General features: G+C 56.3%; 11 protein-coding genes. All 11 read left to right on the plus strand.

Annotated features, from left to right (window positions below; genetic code table 11):
* The first annotated feature begins 10 nt into the window (after positions 1-10).
* The 11 genes from CFB04_RS14400 (at position 11) to CFB04_RS14450 (ending at position 21018) form a co-directional block, all read left to right on the plus strand.
* Positions 11-11026: a DUF2341 domain-containing protein gene (locus CFB04_RS14400; RefSeq protein WP_088535976.1), complete on the plus strand. Its 11016-nt coding sequence runs from the start codon at positions 11-13 to the stop codon at positions 11024-11026.
* Between the two features lie 284 nt (positions 11027-11310).
* Entirely contained in the window at positions 11311-13776 is a 2466-nt protein-coding gene (locus tag CFB04_RS14405; RefSeq protein WP_088535978.1) for a right-handed parallel beta-helix repeat-containing protein, read from the plus strand.
* Positions 13773-14498, plus strand: a complete 726-nt coding sequence (locus CFB04_RS14410; protein WP_088535980.1) for a carboxypeptidase-like regulatory domain-containing protein — start codon at positions 13773-13775, stop codon at positions 14496-14498. Before CFB04_RS14405 ends, CFB04_RS14410 begins: the two co-directional genes overlap by 4 nt.
* A gap of 46 nt (positions 14499-14544) precedes the next feature.
* Positions 14545-15102: a glycine betaine ABC transporter substrate-binding protein gene (locus CFB04_RS14415; RefSeq protein ID WP_088535982.1), complete on the plus strand. Its 558-nt coding sequence runs from the start codon at positions 14545-14547 to the stop codon at positions 15100-15102.
* A 19-nt stretch (positions 15103-15121) separates the two neighbouring features.
* Positions 15122-16045: a ResB-like family cytochrome C biogenesis protein gene (locus CFB04_RS14420; protein ID WP_088535984.1), complete on the plus strand. Its 924-nt coding sequence runs from the start codon at positions 15122-15124 to the stop codon at positions 16043-16045.
* A complete protein-coding gene (locus tag CFB04_RS14425; protein ID WP_157698806.1) occupies positions 16036-16839 on the plus strand; it encodes a sulfite exporter TauE/SafE family protein in 804 nt (267 codons plus the stop codon). The genes CFB04_RS14420 and CFB04_RS14425 overlap by 10 nt, the downstream gene beginning before the upstream one ends.
* Before the next feature lies 1 nt (position 16840).
* Positions 16841-17410 carry a tetratricopeptide repeat protein gene (locus CFB04_RS14430; protein WP_088535988.1) on the plus strand — a complete coding sequence of 190 codons (570 nt, stop codon included), beginning with the start codon at positions 16841-16843 and terminating at the stop codon, positions 17408-17410.
* 6 nt (positions 17411-17416) lie between these two features.
* Positions 17417-18436, plus strand: coding sequence for a right-handed parallel beta-helix repeat-containing protein (locus CFB04_RS14435; RefSeq protein WP_088535990.1), 1020 nt, complete (start codon positions 17417-17419; stop codon positions 18434-18436).
* Positions 18433-19701 (plus strand): MFS transporter, encoded by a 1269-nt coding sequence (locus tag CFB04_RS14440; RefSeq protein WP_088535992.1) that lies wholly within the window; start codon positions 18433-18435, stop codon positions 19699-19701. Before CFB04_RS14435 ends, CFB04_RS14440 begins: the two co-directional genes overlap by 4 nt.
* Before the next feature lie 14 nt (positions 19702-19715).
* On the plus strand, positions 19716-20030 hold the full coding sequence (locus tag CFB04_RS14445) for a GeoRSP system PqqD family peptide chaperone (protein WP_088535993.1): 315 nt from the start codon (positions 19716-19718) through the stop codon (positions 20028-20030).
* Positions 20020-21018: a GeoRSP system radical SAM/SPASM protein gene (locus CFB04_RS14450; RefSeq protein WP_088535995.1), complete on the plus strand. Its 999-nt coding sequence runs from the start codon at positions 20020-20022 to the stop codon at positions 21016-21018. The genes CFB04_RS14445 and CFB04_RS14450 overlap by 11 nt, the downstream gene beginning before the upstream one ends.
* The last annotated feature ends 1 nt before the right edge of the window (position 21019 follow it).

The following is a 21019-nucleotide window of genomic DNA, read 5'->3' on the forward strand; positions in this document are numbered from 1 at the left end:
GGACGCTATCATGATCAGAACTAACCGTTGGATGACCATATTCGGGGGCAAGATGATGAACTACCAGATGCCGGCATTCGAAAAGCGGCAAGCGCATCTCCGCTGTAAGCGGCTTGGGCGGGTCCTTTCTTATCTGCTCACTCTCGCCCTGGTCGTGCCGATGCTCTCCTATCCCTCCCTATCCCTTGCAAAAGGAGGCGACGTTCACTGGCAGTTGCGGGACACGGTGAGAGGGAAGCAGGAAATCGTCGCTTCCACCGCTGACTCCGACAGCAATGTCATTGCCGTCGGTTTTACCAATTTCCGCAACGCCGCCAGCACGGATGAGGATTATTGGGTTGTGAAGCTCAGGTCCGACGGCAGCGGTATGGCCTGGAACGCTTCCTACGATCGGCGCGGGGGGGCCGACAGGGCCGTCGCCGTCGCGGTCGACGCCAATAACGATGTAATCGTGTCCGGATACGCCTGGAACGGAACCGACAACGACATCCATACCATCAAGTACAGCGGTGCTACAGGCACGGTTCTCTGGCAGAACACCTACAGCGGCGTTGCAAACGACATAGCGACCTCAGTTTCAATCGACCGAGTGAACAACATGGTCTACGTGGGGGGGTACGCGCAGAACGCCTCCGGGAATGACGACTATCTGATTCTCAAGTACGACAATGCGGTGGCCGGTGCCGAAAACGCACCACAGCAGGTCATCTCCTACGGTGGGGCGAACGGCGGGCCTGACAGGCTCATGTCTCTTTCTGCCGGCGTAAACGGATTCGCCGTCACCGGACAGACGTGGAACAGCTCCTCTAGCCAGTTCGACTGTCTCACGCAGAAGTACGACTTCTCCGGCAACAAAGTGCGGGAATGGCGATATCAGTCTGGCAAAGGTGTCGTCGGGAATTTCGTCCAGGTGGACGCCCAGGGCAACGTCATCGTTTCGGGTACCGTGGAGGGTGAGCTGGACCGGGATGTCTATACGGCGAAATACACTGCTTCCACGGGCATGACCACGTGGCAGCACACCTATAATGGCGTCTTTGATGACGTGCCTACAGGCATGTACGTGGATGTGGCAGGAGATGTCTACATCACGGGCTACACGTGGACAGCCGAGGGGAACAACGACATCCTGACCATGAGGTATAACGGCACGACCGTAAATCCCGCGGGCGACCTGATCTGGACCAAAAGCTTCAACTCCGCAATCGACAACAGCGACATAGCTGCTCCTACGGGGATCGTGGTGGATGAAGCTCTTTATGGAGACGTCTACGTAACCGGCTACACAATCGCCAACGGATTCTCCGATTTCCAGACTATCAAGTACAAAAAGGAGAACGGAAATATCCTCTGGTTCAGGAGTTTCAATGGCGCGGAGAACAGGAATGACCGCCCGGTAGGGATAAGCCTGTCGGCTCAACAGGGTGTATCGGTAATCGGCTGGTCCGACAATACGAAAGTCCTTGCGGAGGGAGAGGACTCGAATCCCATGTTCCCATTGGACGGCGGGGAGGCGACCGCCACCGGCGGGTCGGCGACGAGCGTCGTCAACAGCGGAAAGTCCTGGTCAGCCAATCAATGGACAGGCTATACCGTCCGGATCACTGCCGGCGCAAACAGTGGTGCCGCCGGCTACATCATCGCCAATTCAGGCACGACTCTAACAGTTGCCCAACCCTTTTCACATCCGGTCACGGCAGGTGATACCTACGTCATAGTCGGGTCCAAGTCATCCATTACCGATGGGACCAAGAGCTGGGCCGTCGATCAATGGGCGGGATACCACGTCAGGATGACGAGCGGCGCCAACAACGGTGCGGTGAGAAGGGTCGTCGGAAATACGGCTTCCACCCTGACTGTCGACGTAGAGTTCGGAAGCGCCGTGGCGGTCGGCGACTCCTATGTGATCTTCGACAAGGAGGACTACGACACGTACCTGATCAAGTACGATCGGGGGAGAATAAACAGGCCGACGAACCTTGTCGCGGAGACAATGGTGAAGGACGGCACCGGCCACTATGCCATCAGGCTCTCGTGGGTTGACAATTCCGCGAATGAAGAGGGGTTCAGGATCGAGCGGCGACTGGGCGAAAATGGTGCATGGGTGCCGGTAACCACCGTATCCCCCGGCACCACCGAGTTTCTCGATACAGGCCTCGATGAAGGCAACTACTACTATTACCGCGTCTGGGCCTACAATGCCGCAACGATTGATGATCCCGACTACAGCAATGAAGCACACGCGCTGGCGGTGATAGTCTACTTCGACACCCCCACCTGGAGCCATACGTACAACAGTGAATTCAATCTAGAAGACTATGCGACCGCTATTGCCATAGGCCCTGACGATCACCCTGTCGTGACGGGGAAGAGCGACAGCGATCTCATAGGCATGTACGACTACCTGACCCGCAAGCTCAACAGGGCCGACAGCACCCTGATGTGGAGCAGTCGTTACGACAGCATGCAGAACGAGATGGATATTGCCACCTGCATCGCAATAGACGGCAGCAACAACGCCTATGTTTCCGGCTACTCTTCTCTCTACTACGACCCTGTCGGCCAAAACGTCAACTCGGTCTTCACCATGAAGTACCCATCATCCGGTCCACCTAGCCAGTGGGGAGCGCAGTACAACGGCCCCGGCGGCATCGACGACAGATCGACGGCCGTCACCTCGACCACCGACGGTTCCAGTATAGTCGTCACCGGTTATGGGAAGAATCCAGGCCTGAACGAGGATATCTATCTCGTCAAATACGGGCCTAACCCCTCCCTTGATCAGTACGGAAATGCGCTTCCGGTATGGTCGGCCGTACCTTTCGACGGAGGAGGCGATGACTTCCCGACAGCTGTGGCGATAGCTCCCGACGGAAATATATTTGTTTCCGGATATCGGCAGAACGGAACGAGTTACGACCTCTTCCTCGCCAAATACGAAGGCGTTACCGGCGCTCTCATATGGACGGACACGTACGACGGGGGGAGCAACGGGGAGGACCGAGGTCTTGCTCTGGCTCTCGATGCAGCGGGAGATCCTTACGTAGCCGGGTTCGTCACCAACACGCAGGGGAACCGTGACTTTGTCCTCATAAGGTACATCGGCTCCTCCGGTACCGCCATCAGGCAGTGGGTTCGCACCTTTGACGGCCCGTCCCACGGGAATGACTGGGCTGCCGCTGTCGAAATTGATCCGGTGGACGGATTTGCCGTCGTGGCGGGAACCACTTCCACCGGCCCCGACGACAGAGACTTCTGCCTGATCAGATACGCTGCCACTGGAGCGGAACTTTGGCAGAGAACCCTTCAGCGCCCCCTGACCGATGAGGTGGTGGCGGGGATGAGGGTGGACAATTCCGGAAACATCTACATAACCGGAGACACTGGGGACGGAGTAACAACAGATTCTCTTACGGTAAAATACAATCACGAAGGCGCGGTCATCGACGCTGCGCTGTACCAGGGTACTGCCGGCGGCTTCGACCAGTCGGCCGCACTTGCCGTCAACTCACTTGGGGAGGCGTTCATCGCAGGCTATACCACGAACGCGTCGGGAAATGCCGACTACCTCGTGTACCGGATGTCGGCTGAACAGCTCCCGGCACCCTACCCGTTCACCCAGACCCCGCTCTACACCACGCTGGCTCTTGCCTGGACCGACAAGTCATCAGTCGAGGACGGATACGTGATTAAGCGGAGGAGCGGTATCTGCATTGACGACGATTCCGACAGCTCCTGGGTAACCGTTGCTTCTCCGGGGCCGAACGTCACAACTTATACTGACACCAATCTTTCACCGGGTACGACCTACTGCTATCGTATCAACTCATACAGAGGGAGTGTTCCTTCCCGCATGGTAAAGCGGGAGGTGATGACGCTCATGCCTCCGGCTCCCGGTGATTTCTCGGCAACTCCCGTGAATACGACCAGGATCGACCTTGCCTGGACCGATACGACCAGCGGCGAGAACCAGTTCCGGATCGAGCGTTGTACCGGCGCTTCGTGTACTGATTTCGTGCTGCTCGGAACGGCACAGGCAAACGCCACCTCATACGAGGACATGACTGTCTGCAGCGCTACGCCGTATCGCTACCGGCTCACGGCCATAGGTCCGAACTGGGTTTCGGAGCAGGCGATGGCATCCGGAGTTACGCAGGCTCCGAGAGCTCCCGAGGGTCTTGCCGCCCTAAGGGTGTCGGAGGCGGAAGTGCGGCTGCAGTGGAGCGATGTGTCGAGCGACGAAGGTGGATTCAGGATCGAGCGGTGCGTGGGGGAGGGGTGCAGTGATTTTGTGCCGGTCGGTACGGCTACTGAAAACGCGACATCTTACAACGACTCGGCTGGGCTGGGTGCGGGTGCCACCTATCGGTATCGGGTAAAGGCGGTAAAGAGCGCCATATGCTCATGGGAGAGCCCTCCGAGCGGCATAGCGGAGGCGACTACTGCTGTGACGGCGCCCGGCGGTCTTGCGGGAGCGGCCGTGAGCACGACCCGGGTCGACCTTGCCTGGACCGATACCACCGCGTCGGAGACCGGTTTCGTCATAGAGCGTTGTACGGGTGCGGGTTGTACATTCGAAACCTTGGATGCCGGTTTCCCCGTGACGGTGAACTACAACACAGACCACTGGAGCGACCATGGGGCCTGCAGTTCCGCCACCTATACCTACCGCATAAGGGCGGTAGACCGCGCTCTGCCGATGGACGGTGGCGGAGCCTGGAGCAAACGCGCACCGGTGGCTATTTCGAATTTCCAGCCCTACTTCCAGACACGGGTGGTGGTTCCCTTCAATGCAGGAATGAAAACCGACTTCGGAGATATCCGGTTCTTCGACGCCCGCGACAACACTCAGCTCCCCTATTGGCTTGAATCCAAGGTGGATGGTGTATCCGCTACGTTCTGGATCAAGACGAGGGGCACGAACTCGGTATATCTTTACTACGGCAATCCCCTCGCAACTAGCGCCGCCAGGGGATCGGATACCTTCGAATTTTTCGAGGATTTTTCCGGCACTGTCATAAATTCCGGCAAATGGAATATTGTTAATCCCACGTATTTTCGCCAGGATGGCGAGTTGATAGCCACCGGCGGTACGGGAAACTGGGACAGCGGTCTCTACAGCACGTTCTCCTTTGCCCGCCCCTTCACTTTCGAAGTTGACCAGTACGTCACCGGCGGCAACGACATGATGTTAGGCGCCAAGGATTCCGGTAGCGGCATCCATTTCGGCGATTTCGTCCATGCCGGGTACCTTACGGGTTCATCGAACAACATGTACGTGTACGAAGATGGGAACAACAGGGGGTACCGAAGTCTCTCGATTCCACTTAACACATGGAGAACCTTCAGGTTCGATGTTCTCTCCACCGGTGCCGGATACTGGCAGGGACCAAGCTTGGGCTCCATGAGCCGGTATTACGACAGTACCTACAGCAACGAGTCGCCGCTAAGGATCGGTTTCGTTACGGCAGCCCAGGCGTTCAAGTGGGATAATGCCCGCGTGCGCAGGTACGCTACTCCTGCGCCGGCGTCGTCGATAGGCGCACAGGAGGCCGCTCCCGCGCTCTCCGGTTCCTGGGATAGCGACTACAGCAACACCTCCGTAGTAACACTTCCTACCCCCGGAGCGCCTACCGATCTTTCTGCGATAAGGGTGAGCGAGATCGAGGTCAAGCTCCAGTGGACCAGGAACAGCACCGATGACTCCGGTTTCCATATCGACAGGTGCACGGGAGAGGGGTGCGATTTCAGCACGAAGGTAACTTTTACGGCCGCAGCCGGCAGCACAGAGTATCGTGATGTGGATGTAGTTTTCGGGACAGCCTACACCTACAGGGTTTCAGCCTTCAAGTCGGCGGCTTGCGGGTGGGAGACATCACCGAGCGCCGCGGCGTCCGCCACCACGTCGCTGCTTCCGCCGGCGGCAGCGGCCGCCGAGGCTTCCATCGGCAATGACTGCAACGATCTCCGGTTCATGGACGATAACGCAACGTCCCTGGAATACCATATCGAATCGGGCTGCAATACAGCGGCAACACGTGTATGGCTGCGCGTTCCCTCGGTCCCGAGCGGCAGCAAGCAGATCTTCCTCTATACCGCGAATCCTCCTGCTTCCGCAGTCAGCAATCCTGCCGCGGTCTTCGATTTCTATGAAGATTTCAGCGGATCAGCTCTGGATGGCGGGAAATGGGTGGAGCTGGATACGGCCGCCAACTACCTGACGGTGAACGGTGGCCTGAAGGCTAGTGGGGGAGCAGGTTCATGGGGAAGCGTCGGCCTTTACAGCGTACCCAGTTTTCCGAGGCCGTTCGTACTTGAAGCCGCGCATTACCGGAGCGGCGGCAGCTACATGATGCTCGGCCTGAAGGATACCTCCACGTATTCAAGCCTGAGCTACTACCCCTACATGAGTTACCCTGTTTACGACGGTAATGGAAACCGCCTGCAGGTCTATGAGAGTGGCACGTCACGCGGCGATAACCTGAGGGGCATACAATCGGGAACATGGCAGTATTACAAGATCGATGTCCTGCCCAATAGTGGCGCCAAGTATTATCATGGCAGCGCCTTGCAGTCGCTTACTCCCTTTTACGAGGGGACGCACAGTACGGCCTCTCCCCTGAAGGTGGGTATTTTGAACAACAACCAGGCATTCAGCATGAATATGGTGCGGGTGCGCAAATATGCGAACCCTGAGCCGGTGGCAACGCCCGAGCAGGAAGGTTACGGTTCATACCTCCTTTCGGAAGGTTCCTGGTTTGCCCGGCGTCCGATCACCATTTCCAATGCTGGTCCTGCCCAGACCGATTACCAGGTTGCGGTTATCCTTGATACGACTTCGTCGGCCGCGGATCGGATAGCCCTTTCATGGAGCGATACCACCGGCTCCGAAACCGGCTTCGCGATTGAGCGATGTGCCGGAGCAGCCTGCGGGTTCGAGTCTCCAAGCCGGTTTATGGCTGCGGCGAACGCGACCAGTTACGTTGACTGGGCCGTCGCAAATGCCGGGGCGTATTGCTACAGAGTGAGAGCAGTACGGGAAGGCGTCTGGGAAGCTCCCTGGTCGGAAATCGTATGCGCTGCCACCTCGACTGCGACGGCACCTGCCAATCTAACCGCCAGTGCATCGGAGACGAAGGTGGATCTCGCCTGGTCGGACACCACCACGGGTGAAAACGGCTTCAGGATAGAACGCTGCACCGGTGTTTCGTGTGATTTCACGACCATTGATCCCGGCTTCCCCGTCACCGTCGGAATGAATTCAACCTCGTATACCGACACTGCCGTCTGCAGTAATGCATACCGATATAGAGTAGAACCTTTCAAGGCCGGTCCGGGAGGATGGAGCGCTCCCCTTTATAGCAACATAGCTGATGCAGTCACCAGGCTGCCGTCGGCTCCGACCGCACTGGCCGCCACCAGAGCATCCGAAACAGAGGTGAACCTCGTCTGGTCTGACACGACGGGGGACGAGTCCGGCTTCAGAATCGAAAGATGCGAGGGTTCTACTTGCGATTCTTTCACGGAGATAGGCACCGTGACTGCCAATGTCACCAGCTTCAGCAGTATCGGACTGAAGCCCGGGACTTCCTATCGTTTCCGGGTCCGCGCCTTTAAAACCGCCGCCTGTGGGTGGGACAGCCCCTACAGTGAGATTGCCGTCGCTATCACGGATGTAGTGCCCCCTTCCGGGCTTACTGGTACGGCACCCAATACGACGCAGCTCAACCTTTCCTGGATCGACAATACGGTCAGCGAAACGGCATTCCTGGTGAACAGGTGCTCGCAAACGAACTGTGATTTCAGCGTCAGCGACTCCGGATTCCCGATACCTCTTCCTGCAAATTCGACGACGTGGAGCGATTCCTCGGTCTGCGAGAGCTCTGCATACCGTTACCGCATAGGCGTCCTGAACAAAGGCCTGTCGCTGGACGGCAGCGGCACATGGACGAAGAGAAAGCCGCTGAACTTTACGAATTTCAAGGCGGGGTTCCTTGCCAGGGTCACAATTCCTTATGCCTCGGGAATGAAAAACGACTTCTCCGACATTCGCTTCTATGATGAAGGAGCTTACAAGGAGTTGCCTCACTGGATCGAATCCAGGACAGACGGGGTTTCAGCCACCGTATGGCTGAAGACGGGCCCCACCAGCCAGGCATATCTCTATTACGGGAATGCTGCTGCGCAAAGTGCAAGCAGCGCTGCCGGCACGTTCGGCAATGGACTGATGGGGTTCTGGCCTATAAACGAGGTAAATGGAACGGTCACGGGAACTACCGCAGACCTGAGCGGACAGGGGAATGATCTCGCGCTCAACGGCTTCATCGGGCCGTACGGTATTATCAGCGGTGGGCGATACGGTAATGCGATGTCGCTGGATGGCATAAATGATTTCATGAAAAAGGACGCCGTCAGCCTTCCCACCGGTAGTACAGCAACAATAGAAGCTTGGATTTACCCGAAAAGTTACGCGGAAGCCGCCTATAACGGCATCGTATCATTCGGCAACAGAAGCTCCCGCGACTCTCTGCTGCTCAGCATCCAGAACACCGGCCGCCCGAGCATGGCTACCTGGGGAAACGACTTCGTTCCTTCCTCCGGTCCCATTGCTACGCTCAATGCCTGGAATCATATTGCGGTCACCGTCAACGGCACTGCCGTCACTCTCTACATGAATGGCCAGGCAGTGAGCGGTGTATTGACATATCAACCTTCGTTCCAGTCCAAAAACCTCTCCATAGGGTCCACTGACTACACCCCCGGCCGCCTGTTCAACGGCTACATCGACGAAGTGCGCATATACAATCGCGCTCTCACGGCGGCTGAAATCGCTTCCCGCTATGCAACCGTCCCGCCGGTCGTGCAGCTGGGTGTCGAGGAGACTGATCCGGGTTATGTTTTTGCTGCAGCGTATGACCATGTTTACAGCCTTCCAGCTTCCGCAACTATGCCTGCAAAGCGTACTCCCGGCGGGCTCAACGCGACAAGGGCGTCGGAGGTCCAGATCAACCTCAGCTGGTCAGACAGCAACAACGATGAAACCGGTTTCAAGATTGAGCGTTGCGAAGGGTCCGGCTGTACAGACTTCATCCAGATCGATACGGTTGCGGCAAATACCCTGAATTACTCCGATACCAACAGGGACGCAAACCTGAAGCCCAATACCATATATCGTTACCGTGTACGTGCTTACAAGACTGCTTCCTGCCCATGGGACAGCAACTACAGCGCCATTGCGCAGGCCGAAACTACAGTTTTGGGACCCGCATCGCTTGCCGCTTCAGCAGTGAATACTACCCAGATAAATCTCACCTGGAGCGACCGGACCGTTTCAGAGAGTGGTTTCCTTATCGAACGCTGCACCGGTTCAGCGTGTGATTTCAGCACCAAAAATACTTTCCCCGTCGGACCTAACATAACGTCATGGTCCGATACGACCGTTTGTAACTCCGGGATTTACAGATATCAGGTAAAAGCGGTGAAGCGAGGACTCTCTCTGGACGGGGATGGAACCTGGACCCGGCGTGCACCCCTTTCCATCAGCGACTTCAGGGCAGGGTTCCAGGTCAGGATCACCGTGCCGTACGATCCCGACATGCGGAACGATTTCGCCGATATCCGTTTCTTCGATGCAACTGCCAACCTTGAGCTTCCGTACTGGGTGGAAGCCAAGACAGACGGGGTATCCGCGGAAGTGTGGATCAAGACCGGGAAGAACAACAACATCTGGCTCTATTACGGGAATCAACAGGCAGCCAGTGCGGCAAACGGTGCCACTGTCTTCGATTTCTTCGATGATTTTGCAGGCACAGCTATAGACACTTCAAAGTGGAATATTGTCGATGGGACCGGCTTCAGTGTTTCGGGCGGATTCCTCCATGGCACCAGCACTACCGGAAGAATTACCTCCAGGACATCGTTCTCCTCGGGAATCGTCCAGGAGGTGAAGGCCAAGGCAACGTCGCTGGCGCCCAACGGGCAGGTGATGGCCGGATTCTACAACTCCTACTACAACAACCTGGGTTTCCTCGATCATCCCGGCAGCGCCCACTATTCCAATAATGGAAGCTGGACAGCCTACGGAATAGAAATTCCTGCGAGCATGATGCTGTACAGTCTGACAGTCAGGGATTCTTCCACCGTCAGTCTGAAAATTCACAATCTGGATGTGCCTACTCCTTTCTGGAACGTGGGGGATGTGGGTAATACTGTTTCAGGCGAGGTGATCGCGCTCGGCAGACGGTACGACAGTGACGGATACAATGGGCAAACCTACACCGCCGACTGGGACTGGGTGCGGGTGCGGAAGTACGCCTCCGTCGAGCCCGCAGTCCTGCTGGGCGCAGAGGAAGAGTCCACAGGTTTCGTCTTTACCGTTCTCTGGACCAGCCCATACAGCATCATTGCCAGTGCCACTGCGCCTACCCCCGCCATCCCCGGCAATTTTTCGGTCGCAGCGGTTACGGACACGCAGATAAACGTGACCTGGACCGAGACAATCCAGGACGAGGATGGGTTCAAGCTTGAGCAATGCTCGAGCAACGGGTGCACTTCGGATGCTGACTTCACACAGATAGTTCAGGCGGGGCCAAGCGTGGTGAGACATGAGGTAGGGGGCCTGAATCCCTCTAGCACCTACTGTTTCCGCCTCAGGGCAACGAAGGCAGCCTCATGCGGCTGGGATACCGCGTATACCCCCATTGTATGCGATACCACCTTCTCTGCCCATCCGATCAATCTGAATGCTTCGGCTGAAGGTTCGTTCAAGGTCCTCCTGACCTGGAATGATGTCTCTACCGACGAGGACGGCTTCGAAATCCAGGCGAAGGTGTGGAATGGGGAGTGGGTAAGAGTGGCCGCTGTCCCTAGCAACAGCACCTCCTATACGGTGCGGTTCGGCATCGAGCCCAAGATGAACTATACGTATCGCGTAAGGGCAATAAGGGGAGAAGACAATTCCCCCTTCAGCAACGAAGCGAGTGCGACTACACCGCCATATGCAGGGAATCACGGCACGTGTCAGTGAGGCTGGTAACGTGATACAAAAAGAAAGGAGGAGCGCGATGAAGAAGGCATATGCGAAGCCCCGGATAGTGTCCTGGGGAACAGTGCATCCCTGCTGATCGTTTTTTGGCTGGGTTTGCATTACAGGACATCCCGCCCGGGATGTCCTGTTTTTTTCTGTCTATATCTGCTCACATACCGTATGACCCAGCGGGATAGTCTGTCGAAACCTCACGATAACCTTTCCTATACATGAAAGTACTCCTATGGTACATTAAGCCGCACGAATCAGAGGGCTTTCAATCTATGCTCAAGGCATTCATTCAGATACTGCTCCTCATTCTAATTCCAGCGGCGTCCTCAGCGGAAATTCTCAAGGCGGATACGGTCTGGAAGGGGCAGATTGTGCTTACCGAGGATGTGGTGGTTCCTCAGGGGGTTACACTTACCGTGGAGCCGTCCACAGTGGTAATTTTTTCCGCTGCGGAAAGCACCAAAACCGATCCGGAGTATCTTTCGCCCTTGACGGAACTGACGGTGAGGGGGAAGCTGCAGGTGCTCGGGACCGAGCAGGGGCCGGTGGTGTTCGGGCCGGAGGGGGAGAGGAAGGCCGAGGTATGGGCCGGAATAATAATCGATGGCGGGACTGCATCCTTCAGCTTCTGCCGGGTAACCGGTGCCGAGACCGCAGTGGCGGTCCTGAGAGGACGCGCCCACATTCTTGGGGGGGAGCTGAAGGGTAATCGGTACGGGACTACCGTCCATGGCCCAGATGCGGAGATTGTACTCAGGAATGCTCAGGTAAAAGATAACGACTACGGCGTTTTTTCCTTTGATGGTGGCCGAGTCAGCACCGAGCTCTCGACTGTGGCCGGGAACAGAAAGAAAGACCTGTTTTCCGGTAAAAGCAAGCGCAGAGCTACGGAACTAGGATATGAAGCGCCGCCTCCCCGGCCGCTTCCTCTTCGTTATAAGGATGCCGTTCTTCTTGGAGAGACGGTCTGGCAAGGAACGGTTGAGGTCAGCGGGCTCGTGAGGGTCCCGGAGAACAGCCGGCTAGTGGTGCTGCCGGGTACGGTGGTGGAGTTCCGAAGAAAAGACACGAATGGGGACGGCATAGGTGAAAACGGCCTCCTCATCCAGGGCCGTTTAATCGCAAAAGGAACGCGAAAACAGCCCATTTTCTTTCGATCGTCGGAGAAGGAACGGAAACCCGCTGACTGGGATGCCCTCAATATCATGAACAGCGATGGGGCCCAGAACCTCATAGAGTATTGCCAGATCGAGAATGCCTACAGGGGACTCCATTTTCATTTTTCCAACGTGGCGGTGACAAACACGGTACTTCGTAACAACTTTCGGGGCATCCAGTTCCAGGAGTCGATGGTCGAGTTGCGTGGAAACTACCTGTATGACAATCGGAGCGGCATTCAGGGGCGTGATTCCGAGGTCCTGCTCCTGGGCAACATGATCGGCAGCAACCTCATGGGCGTAAACTTTTACCGGGTGAATCTCTCAGCCGCACGCAACAGATTTGCAGGCAATGTCCGGGAAGGGGTGCGGATCAGGGAGAGTGTTCCCAGATTCGAGGAAAACTTTATAGAGGGGAACCGGTTTGGCCTGCTGGTCGCCGACTGCGTTTACGGGAGCTTCCGCGGTAACGTGATAGTCAACAACGGGGAAACAGGTTTTTCTGTGAAAACCTCGGACAACCTCGACATTTCAGGCAATTATATCTCCCAAAATGGACTGAACGGTTTAAACCTCCAGGACGTTCGCTCCGCCATCAAGGGTAACGTCGTCGCCGACAATGGGGAGCGCGGGATCGGCATTATTTCTTTCGACGGCGTTGTGACCGGCAACAACCTGGAGGGCAACGGGTTGTATGCTGTTGACCTCGAAGGTTCGGCGGATGTCGTGGCCTCCGGCAACTGGTGGGGGACGAGCCGCCCGGAAGAGGTTGTCATGGACCGGCGCCGTGATCCCGCCCGAGGGTCCGTCATACACAAGGACCCAGCCCCGTGTCCGCCGCTCTATGTCTGGCCTGTAGCGGATATTCCCGGGGATGTCGCGTGGCGTGGGAGCCTTGACGTGCTGGCGCGGGTGACAGTTCTCCCTGGTGCCACCTTGCGGATCTTTCCCGGAACGGAGGTACGTTTCGGAAAGGAAGTCGGGATGGCAGTAAAGGGCAGAATACTTGCAACTGGAGAAGCCGGCAGGGAAGTCAGATTCACCTCCATTGAAGGCGGCGAGACCGCGGCCTGGGATGAGATACTGCTGGAGCACGCCGATGGAAGCACCTTCACGCACTGCAGGTTCAATAATGCAACATGGGGATTACACAGTCATTTCACGAATTTGTCCATCACGGATAGCTATTTCACCAGGAACTACGGGGGCATCAGGTTCAGGAGCGGTCCCGTCGAGATCAGCCGGTCCCGTTTCTCAGAGAACACGATCGGAATCCGGTCCTTTCGAGGCAATGCCAACATAAGCCGGAACGAGATCACGGGAAATGAGACGGGAATATTCGTCCGGGAAAAAGGTAGCGGACTCTCGATATGCGATAACAACATCTTTTCAAACGCCGGCTACAACATCCGCGTGGGAGACTTCAACGACGAGGACGTAAGCGCGCCAAACAACTGGTGGGGGGTTGCGGACCCCGTAACGACTATCTTTGATGGGAGGCAGGAACCGGGTATCGGGATGGTTCAGTTCGAACCCCCATTAACCAAGCCGCTCGAATTCCGGGGGGGAGTGAGGCAGTGAGTGCGCGGGTCTTCGGGAGCATGGTCATATTCCTGCTTTGGCTTGCAGTTACAGGTGCTTCCCATGCATTTGTCCTGAGCGGCACGATAAAGGACGGTGACGGAAAGCCTCAGGAAGGGGCAGAGGTTTTTGCCTACGATTCCCTTCTAACCCGACGACCTGCCGATTTTATCTCTTCAAAGACCGCCAAGGACGGCCGATTTTCCATTAAACTTCCGGAGCGGCAATACTGGGTAGTTGCACGGGTCAGAGGAGGCGATAGATTCGGCCCACTTATGCCCGGAGACAAGCATTCCGGCGAACCGGTGGAGGTGGAGCCACCTCGTGAAGGTGAGGCACGGATGGACTTTACGGTTGCGGACATCCGGGAAGCAGCCCAGTCGCGACGAAAGACAAGGGACGATTATGTGCGGGTGAGCGGGCGCATCCTTACAATGAAAGGAACCGCCGCAACCGATGCCTATGTCTACGCCCTGCCTCACGACCAGCAAGCTGGGATTCCTCCGTTCATTTCATCGTGGAGCAACGAAAATGGAGAGTATGTTCTTTTTCTTCCGCCCGGAAGCTACAGAATCGGAGCTGCAATGGAATTCCCACCCGATTCAAGACAGCTTTCGGATGTGGTCCTTTCAACAGGAAAAGAGGCCCATGCGGATGTGCGGTTGCCACATGATCCTCGTTCCGATGCTCAGGGTCATCCCGACGAAGAATCTGACGAATAAATGCGCCGCTGTCTGCACGCGGGATAAGTAGTGCCGGAGGTTGACGATGAAACGCACGATGGTTGTTGTACTGCTGTTGCTTCTGCTTTCAGCGGGCGAGTCGGTTGCCTGTGTCGGCAGAACCCTCTATGTAGGGGTCACGCCGACGCATAGCGAAGTTCTCCTCGCGGAGATGATCTCCGTGCTGGTAAACGAACGGACCGGGACGACGGTGAAGATTCTTCAGTTCAAGGATGCCCGGGAGCTGTATGGGGCAGTGAAAAAGGGGGAGGTAGGCCTGATCATAGAGAGCCCTAACCGCGCTTCAGGCCTTACCGGGAAAGGGAAGGATCTCTCCGGGAAAGCAGCGTACGACCTGCTGAAGAACGAGTACCGCAGGAGCATGAATCTCGTGTGGCTCGACCCGATCGGAGGAAGTGCCTATGCGGCTCCGGTCATTTCCATGGAAACACTCAGCAACCTTCCTGCACTACCTAAGCTGATCAACAAGCTGTCGAATATCTTCAGCGATGAGACATACAGCAAGGTCGTAAAGGCAGCCGGATCAGACGAGAAACCTCGAAAAATCGCTCGTGATTTTCTGAAAGCGAAGAAATTGATATGATCCGAGGCGCCTGGTTTCAATGACCGGCGGAGCGGTCAAAAAGTCATATAAGTTTTTGGCCTCGACGGAACTTGCCGTTGTTCTGTTCCTCATCGTCAGCCTTGTCGCCATCCCCGGCACATTCCTGGAGAACAGGGAAGTAGTTTACAAAAACCCGTTCTTCCTGGTGCTGCTTGCGCTGCTCGGGTTAAACCTCGTCCTGTGCACCGTTCGCAGAATCAGAACGATTTCGAGGCCGGTTCTTATACTGCATGGCGGAGTGCTGTTGACGCTCGTGGGTTGCATTCTCACTTCCTTCGGATTTGTGGGTACTGTTAACATCTACGAGGATACTTCCATCGATCAGGTGTACCGGTGGGATTTGCAGCGCGATGTGCCTCTCGGCATGGAGCTGAATGTTCGAAGAGTGAACCGGGAATATTATCCGGTGCCGGTCAAGGTAGGCGTATTGCGCGGTCAGGAAAAGGTTTCCCTTCACACCCTGAGAACCGGAGAAAGTTTCACTCTCGGCGAGTTTGAAGTTCTCGCGGACGATTTCGATGTAGCCGCCCAAGTTCTCCGTCTTACGGTGATGCAAGCCGGTCGAGTCGTCGGGACCTGTGATACGGCAGGTGCCGCTCATCTCCCACCGGAGTTTCCGTACCGGTTCAAGCTCGTCGCTTTCAGGGACCCCGTTCTCAAACGTCTCTGGGTAGACATTCTCCTTTCTGCTGAGGGCGCTGAGGCTAAGGGGGTTGCAGAGGTGAACCATCCCTTTACTTGGCGTGGTCTTCATTTCTACAATACGCAGGTAGCAAGAGATGAACAGGGCAGGACGTATGCCGGTATACAGGTCGTAAAGGATCCGGGCAGGCCGCTGGTATTCGCCGGGTTCGCGGTTATGTGCATTGGTGTGGTTTTATGTTTTATAAGGAGGTTTTCCAGGAAAAATCTATGGAACTGAGCACTTTTGGCATCTTCGGCATATACGCGGCGGCTTTTCTTCTCGGCGCTGCGCACTCTCTGGAGCCGGGGCACGGGAAGACGGTCGTCGCCGCCTATCTCGTCGGCTCCCGCGGAAGGCCCATCGATGCGGTCATCCTTGGGCTGGTCGTCACGTTCACGCACTCGTTCAGCATTATCCTTCTTGGGGTAGTGGCTAAAATGTCCTCCAGGTACTTCACCGACGACCAGTTGCATGGATACCTCGGGATCGTCGCCAGTCTCATCATCCTCGGTATCGGTATCTGGATGCTAGTAACACGGTGGCCCCGCAGGGGCGGGCATGGGCATCATCACCATTTTCACCTGTTTCATCGTCACGGCCATCATCACGGCCACGACCACCACCATCATGATCACGACCACAGCCATGACCATAGTCATCACCATAGCCACCACCCGGTGATTGATGATCCTGCCATAACGGCAGATCGCAAGCTCGGCCCCCTCGGCCTGATTCTGCTGGGAATTTCAGGTGGGATTGTGCCGTGCCCGGCAGCCTTGGCGATTCTGCTTGCTTCGGCATCGGTAGGCGATATAGGAAAGGGGCTCGCTCTGGTCCTTGTTTTCAGCCTCGGGCTGGCAGCGTCATTGGTGGCCATCGGGCTTGTCGTAGTGAGCGGAGTGAAGGCAGCGCAAAAGTTTGTCGATACCGAGCGGCTGGCACCGCGGATAGCTTTCGTCAGCGCAGTCATTGTAACGTTGATCGGAGCAGTGACCCTCTATTCCTCCATCAGTCACTTCAGGATGCTCTAGCATGGGTACGGGACGTTCATTTTTCCTTCCGGCGTCGCTTCTTGTTGCGCTCTTCATGCCTGCTCTTCTCCCTTTGCCCGCTTCGGCTCATCCAGAATCGGGATTTCTTCCCGATGCCATTGCCGAAACCGAATACAAGATCGTCCTCGATCTTAATCCAAGGGACAATGTGACACGCAACAAGCTGGGAGTGGTTCTCTACCGCAAGAACAAGTTGAAGGAAGCGGAGAGGTGCTTCGGAGACGTCCTTCGGGCGGAGCCGCGCAACTTTGACGCACATGACGGCATGGGGCTCGTGAGGATAAAGGAGCGCAAATACGAAGAGGCTGTTTCCTGGTTCCGGAAGGCAATTGGAATTGCACCCGACGATACCATGGTGCACTACAACATGGGGTTCGCTTTCGAGCAGATGGGTAAGCTGAAGGAGGCCGAGGCAGCTTACCGGCGTAGCCTTGAGGTGAACGCCGGTCTGATACGCAAGGGAATGAACCGGGAGGTTGAAGCCGGCAAACGCGCCATTCTCGTCTCCGCGCTTACGTCCCTTAACAACAGGATGAAACAGACAAGGTGATCTCTTTTGCTTAAGCTTATGAACGAAGCGTTATTCAAGAAGCTACTGGCCGGCGTCGGGAAAAAGGTGGTAGTCATCTCCACGGCGCTCTTTTCCGCCTGCATCTCGGGTTGCAGCGACAACGCCACCGAGATCGGGATGACCACCATCACCAAGGACACCACATGGTCCGGTGTGGTCAGAGTGACCGGTGATGTTTATGTCCCCCCGGGGGTGACTCTCACCATCGCTCCGGGAACCACCATAAAGTTCAAGCGTATCGACCAGTCGAGCGGCAGAAACCTGTTCGGCTACGATTCCCCCTATTACCCTGAGGCGGAGCTGATAATCCGCGGACGTTTCGTCGCTCGGGGCACACCCAAGGATATCATTGTTTTCACCTCCGCCGAGCGCGATGCCCGCCCGGCTGACTGGGGGGCCATAAACCTCCTTGGCAGCAGCGGCAATGCTGTCGAGTACTGCAAAATCCTTTTCGCCTACAATGGGCTTCACGCCCACGGCGCGGCCGTGCAGGTGCATCATAACGAATTTTCTAAAAACGCTGTCGCCATAAGCATAAAAAAGGAAGAGGAGATTCCCGGGGTCCCCTGGTTCGGCATCGCTTCCGACCTGAACGCCACCCACAATCGCATTTACAACAACAAGGGGGGGATTACCTTCCGGAATTCAAAGGCGGTCATAAGCCACAACACGATCAAAGACAACAAGTTCTTCGGGATTTGGCCAAAGGAGCAGAGCGAAGCGACGATCAGCAACAACGATATCAGCGGTAACCTTAAGGGCATCTACCTCTACAAGTCTTCCGGCACGAAGATCAACAGCAACAACATCTACGACAACAAGGAATACAACATAGCCATCGCCGACGAACAGGAGACGGATGTGGATGCCCGGAACAACTGGTTCGGGACGATCAACATGCAGAAGATAGGAGAACTTGTCTTCGATAAGAAATTTGATCCCGATGTTGCCGCCGTCGTCGTCGAGCCGATACTGAAGGAAAAGGTTCGGGAGGCAGGGGAATGACCGTAAACGAGCGGAAGGCGGCGTGGATTGCAAGCCTGTCCCACTGCTTCACCCACGGTTACATGACTCTTCTTCCGGCAGTGATGGTAGTTCTGGCAGGTGAGCAGTCCCTCGGTTTCTTCGCACTTGGCACCGTCGTCAATCTAGGCTACTTCCTCTTTGGCGCCGGATCGATTCCAGCCGGGATTCTTGCCGACCGTATCGGAGCAAAAAAAATCCTGACACTCGGACTTTTCGGTATGGCCCTTTCTGCCCTGCTCGTCGGCGTCTCTCCCACCAGTTGGGCGTTTGCAGCCTCTTATGCCCTACTGGGGCTGGCTGCAAGCATTTACCACCCTGCGGGACTCTCCCTCATCGCGCGGCACATCGAGAAAAAAGGCAAGGCTCTCAGCCTGCACGGCATTCTTGGCAACATCGGGCTTTCGCTGGCCCCGCTTTTCGCAGGGCTGATGGTGACGCTCTTCGACACATGGCGCGCGGCATACCTCTCTTTCGGCCTGATGGGGTTGCTGTTTGCCCTTGCCGTCCAGCGGATCAGCATTGAGAATGAGGAGAATCTGTCGTTCAGGACCCTCCTTTCTCCGGAACTCCTTCGGCTGCGTTCGCCCGTCATGTCTGCCATAGACACCATTCCGGCTGACCGGGATGCGGTAAAGGTTCTTCCTGTGCCGCTTCTTCTTCTTTATGCCGGCTCTATTGCCTTCGGTTTCATATACCGCGGCTCGCTCACCTTTTTCCCCTCTCTGTTCCAGCAAGATATCTATTTCATTTCGAGTTCCGAGCAGCCGGTGGTGCTTGCTGGATTGGTGACCTCTATGGTGCTCTCCGTCGGCGTATTCGGGCAGTGGCTCGGCGGTTATGTTTCCGATCGTCTCAGACGGCCGGAAATGGCTCATATCATGATTTACCTGGTCGTCATACCGGCGCTCTACTACGTGAGCAGGCTTTCCGATACGCCACTCATAGCGGCAAGCATCCTGTTCAGTCTCGTTTTCTACGGCTGGCAGCCGCTGCAGAACTCGCTTATCGCTCGCTGTACACCCCGCAGCGCCTATGGGAAAGGATTCGGCTGGAACTTCTTCTTCATAATGGGAATGGGCTCAATCGCCACAGCCGTTGGCGGGTACGTGGCTGACGACCAGGGGGTCGACAAGGTTTATCTGCTGCTGGCAGCGGTTTCGCTGGCGGCGCTCATCATCTCCGCGGCGGTGATCCGGCTGGCTCCTTACTCCCTCAGATTCAGCTTCAGGATCGAAAGGGAGTAACTTTCGGAGGCTTTATGGCAACAATTTATCGGAATCCGGACGTAATGTGGCGGGAGGAAGACGACGCCCGCGACCGGGCAGCGGACGGGCTGGAGCGTGGTGAGGATATCGAGGACATAGGTACATCGCTGCTCTTTGCCAATGGCGTGATGGTGACCCTCAACATGCTCGGGACGGAAATCTGGAAAACATGCGAGGGGAAGACTTCGGAGGAAATTGTCTTGGAGCTGCTTCGGGAGTTCGATGTGGAGGAGGACGTGTTGCGGGAAGACGTGCGCCAGTTCCTGGAGGGACTTGCGGCGCAGGGGTTTATCACCTATGGGAAATGAGATTGTTCTTTCTGCCCCCCTTACCATAAACTGGGCCATCAACAATACATGTAATTTCAAGTGCCGGCACTGTTACAGCAGAGGGGATTCTTCCGAGGAGCTGGGAAGAGAAACACTCCTTCATTGTCTTGAGAAAGTCGCAGGGGCAGGTGTCCTTTCGGTAAATTTCGGAGGGGGAGAGCCTTTGTTGCGGCGCGACCTGCTGGACATCGCCAGCTACGCCAACGGCCTGGGAATGACTGTGTCCATGAACAGCAACGGCTACCTCATCGATGCGAAGTGTGCAGCAGCGCTCAAGGAAGCCGGATTTTCCAAGGTAGGGATCAGCATCGACAGCCATATCCCCGAGGTTCACGACCGGTTCCGCGGCGTGCCCGGCAGCTATGAGCAGGCCGTCGCGGCGCTCCTACATCTGCGGAAAGCAGGTATCAGGACATCAATCTCCACCGTCATATGCACATTCAACCACGAACACATCGACCAGTTGGTGGATTTTGCACTGCGTCATCAGGTAGCCCAGCTCAATTTTCACAACTTCAAGTGCTCGGGTCTCGGGCTCGCGAACAGGGATGAACTTGACCTCTCCCCGGAGAAGTGGCAGGAATTTTACCGGCAGGCCCTCCAGGTGAAGCAGCAGGTTAAGGAGCTGGATATATCCCTGGACGACCCCATCATAGCTTCCCTTGGTCTAACCGGCGACAGCAAGCCCGTTAAGGGGAGCGTCTGCGGCAAGTTGTCACTGAATATAAAAGCGAATGGTGATATTACTCCCTGCGGATTCATTCCTCTCGTGATCGGGAATATAGTGAGCGACGAGCTCAAAGAGGTCTGGCGGACTTCATCCGTTCTGGAAAAGATGCGGAACAAGCAGCCGAAGGGGAAATGCACTACCTGCGGGAGTTACGCCGATTGCATCGGCGGATGCAGCGCAAGGGCTTTCGCGTTGACGGGGGATATGAACAGTCCCGATCCGCACTGCTGGATCTGAC

The organism is Geobacter sp. DSM 9736 (genome assembly GCF_900187405.1).
Classification (GTDB): domain Bacteria; phylum Desulfobacterota; class Desulfuromonadia; order Geobacterales; family Geobacteraceae; genus DSM-9736.

Excerpts from the sequence above, each read along its gene's own strand:
- CFB04_RS14425 (WP_157698806.1), top strand. The coding sequence starts at position 16,036 with ATGGAACTGAGCACTTTTGGCATCTTCGGCATATACGCGGCGGCTTTT.
- CFB04_RS14450 (WP_088535995.1), top strand. The coding sequence starts at position 20,020 with ATGGGAAATGAGATTGTTCTTTCTGCCCCCCTTACCATAAACTGGGCC.
- CFB04_RS14400 (WP_088535976.1), top strand. The coding sequence starts at position 11 with ATGATCAGAACTAACCGTTGGATGACCATATTCGGGGGCAAGATGATG.
- CFB04_RS14430 (WP_088535988.1), top strand. The coding sequence starts at position 16,841 with ATGGGTACGGGACGTTCATTTTTCCTTCCGGCGTCGCTTCTTGTTGCG.
- CFB04_RS14420 (WP_088535984.1), top strand. The coding sequence starts at position 15,122 with ATGACCGGCGGAGCGGTCAAAAAGTCATATAAGTTTTTGGCCTCGACG.
- CFB04_RS14445 (WP_088535993.1), top strand. The coding sequence starts at position 19,716 with ATGGCAACAATTTATCGGAATCCGGACGTAATGTGGCGGGAGGAAGAC.
- CFB04_RS14405 (WP_088535978.1), top strand. The coding sequence starts at position 11,311 with ATGCTCAAGGCATTCATTCAGATACTGCTCCTCATTCTAATTCCAGCG.
- CFB04_RS14415 (WP_088535982.1), top strand. The coding sequence starts at position 14,545 with ATGAAACGCACGATGGTTGTTGTACTGCTGTTGCTTCTGCTTTCAGCG.
- CFB04_RS14440 (WP_088535992.1), top strand. The coding sequence starts at position 18,433 with ATGACCGTAAACGAGCGGAAGGCGGCGTGGATTGCAAGCCTGTCCCAC.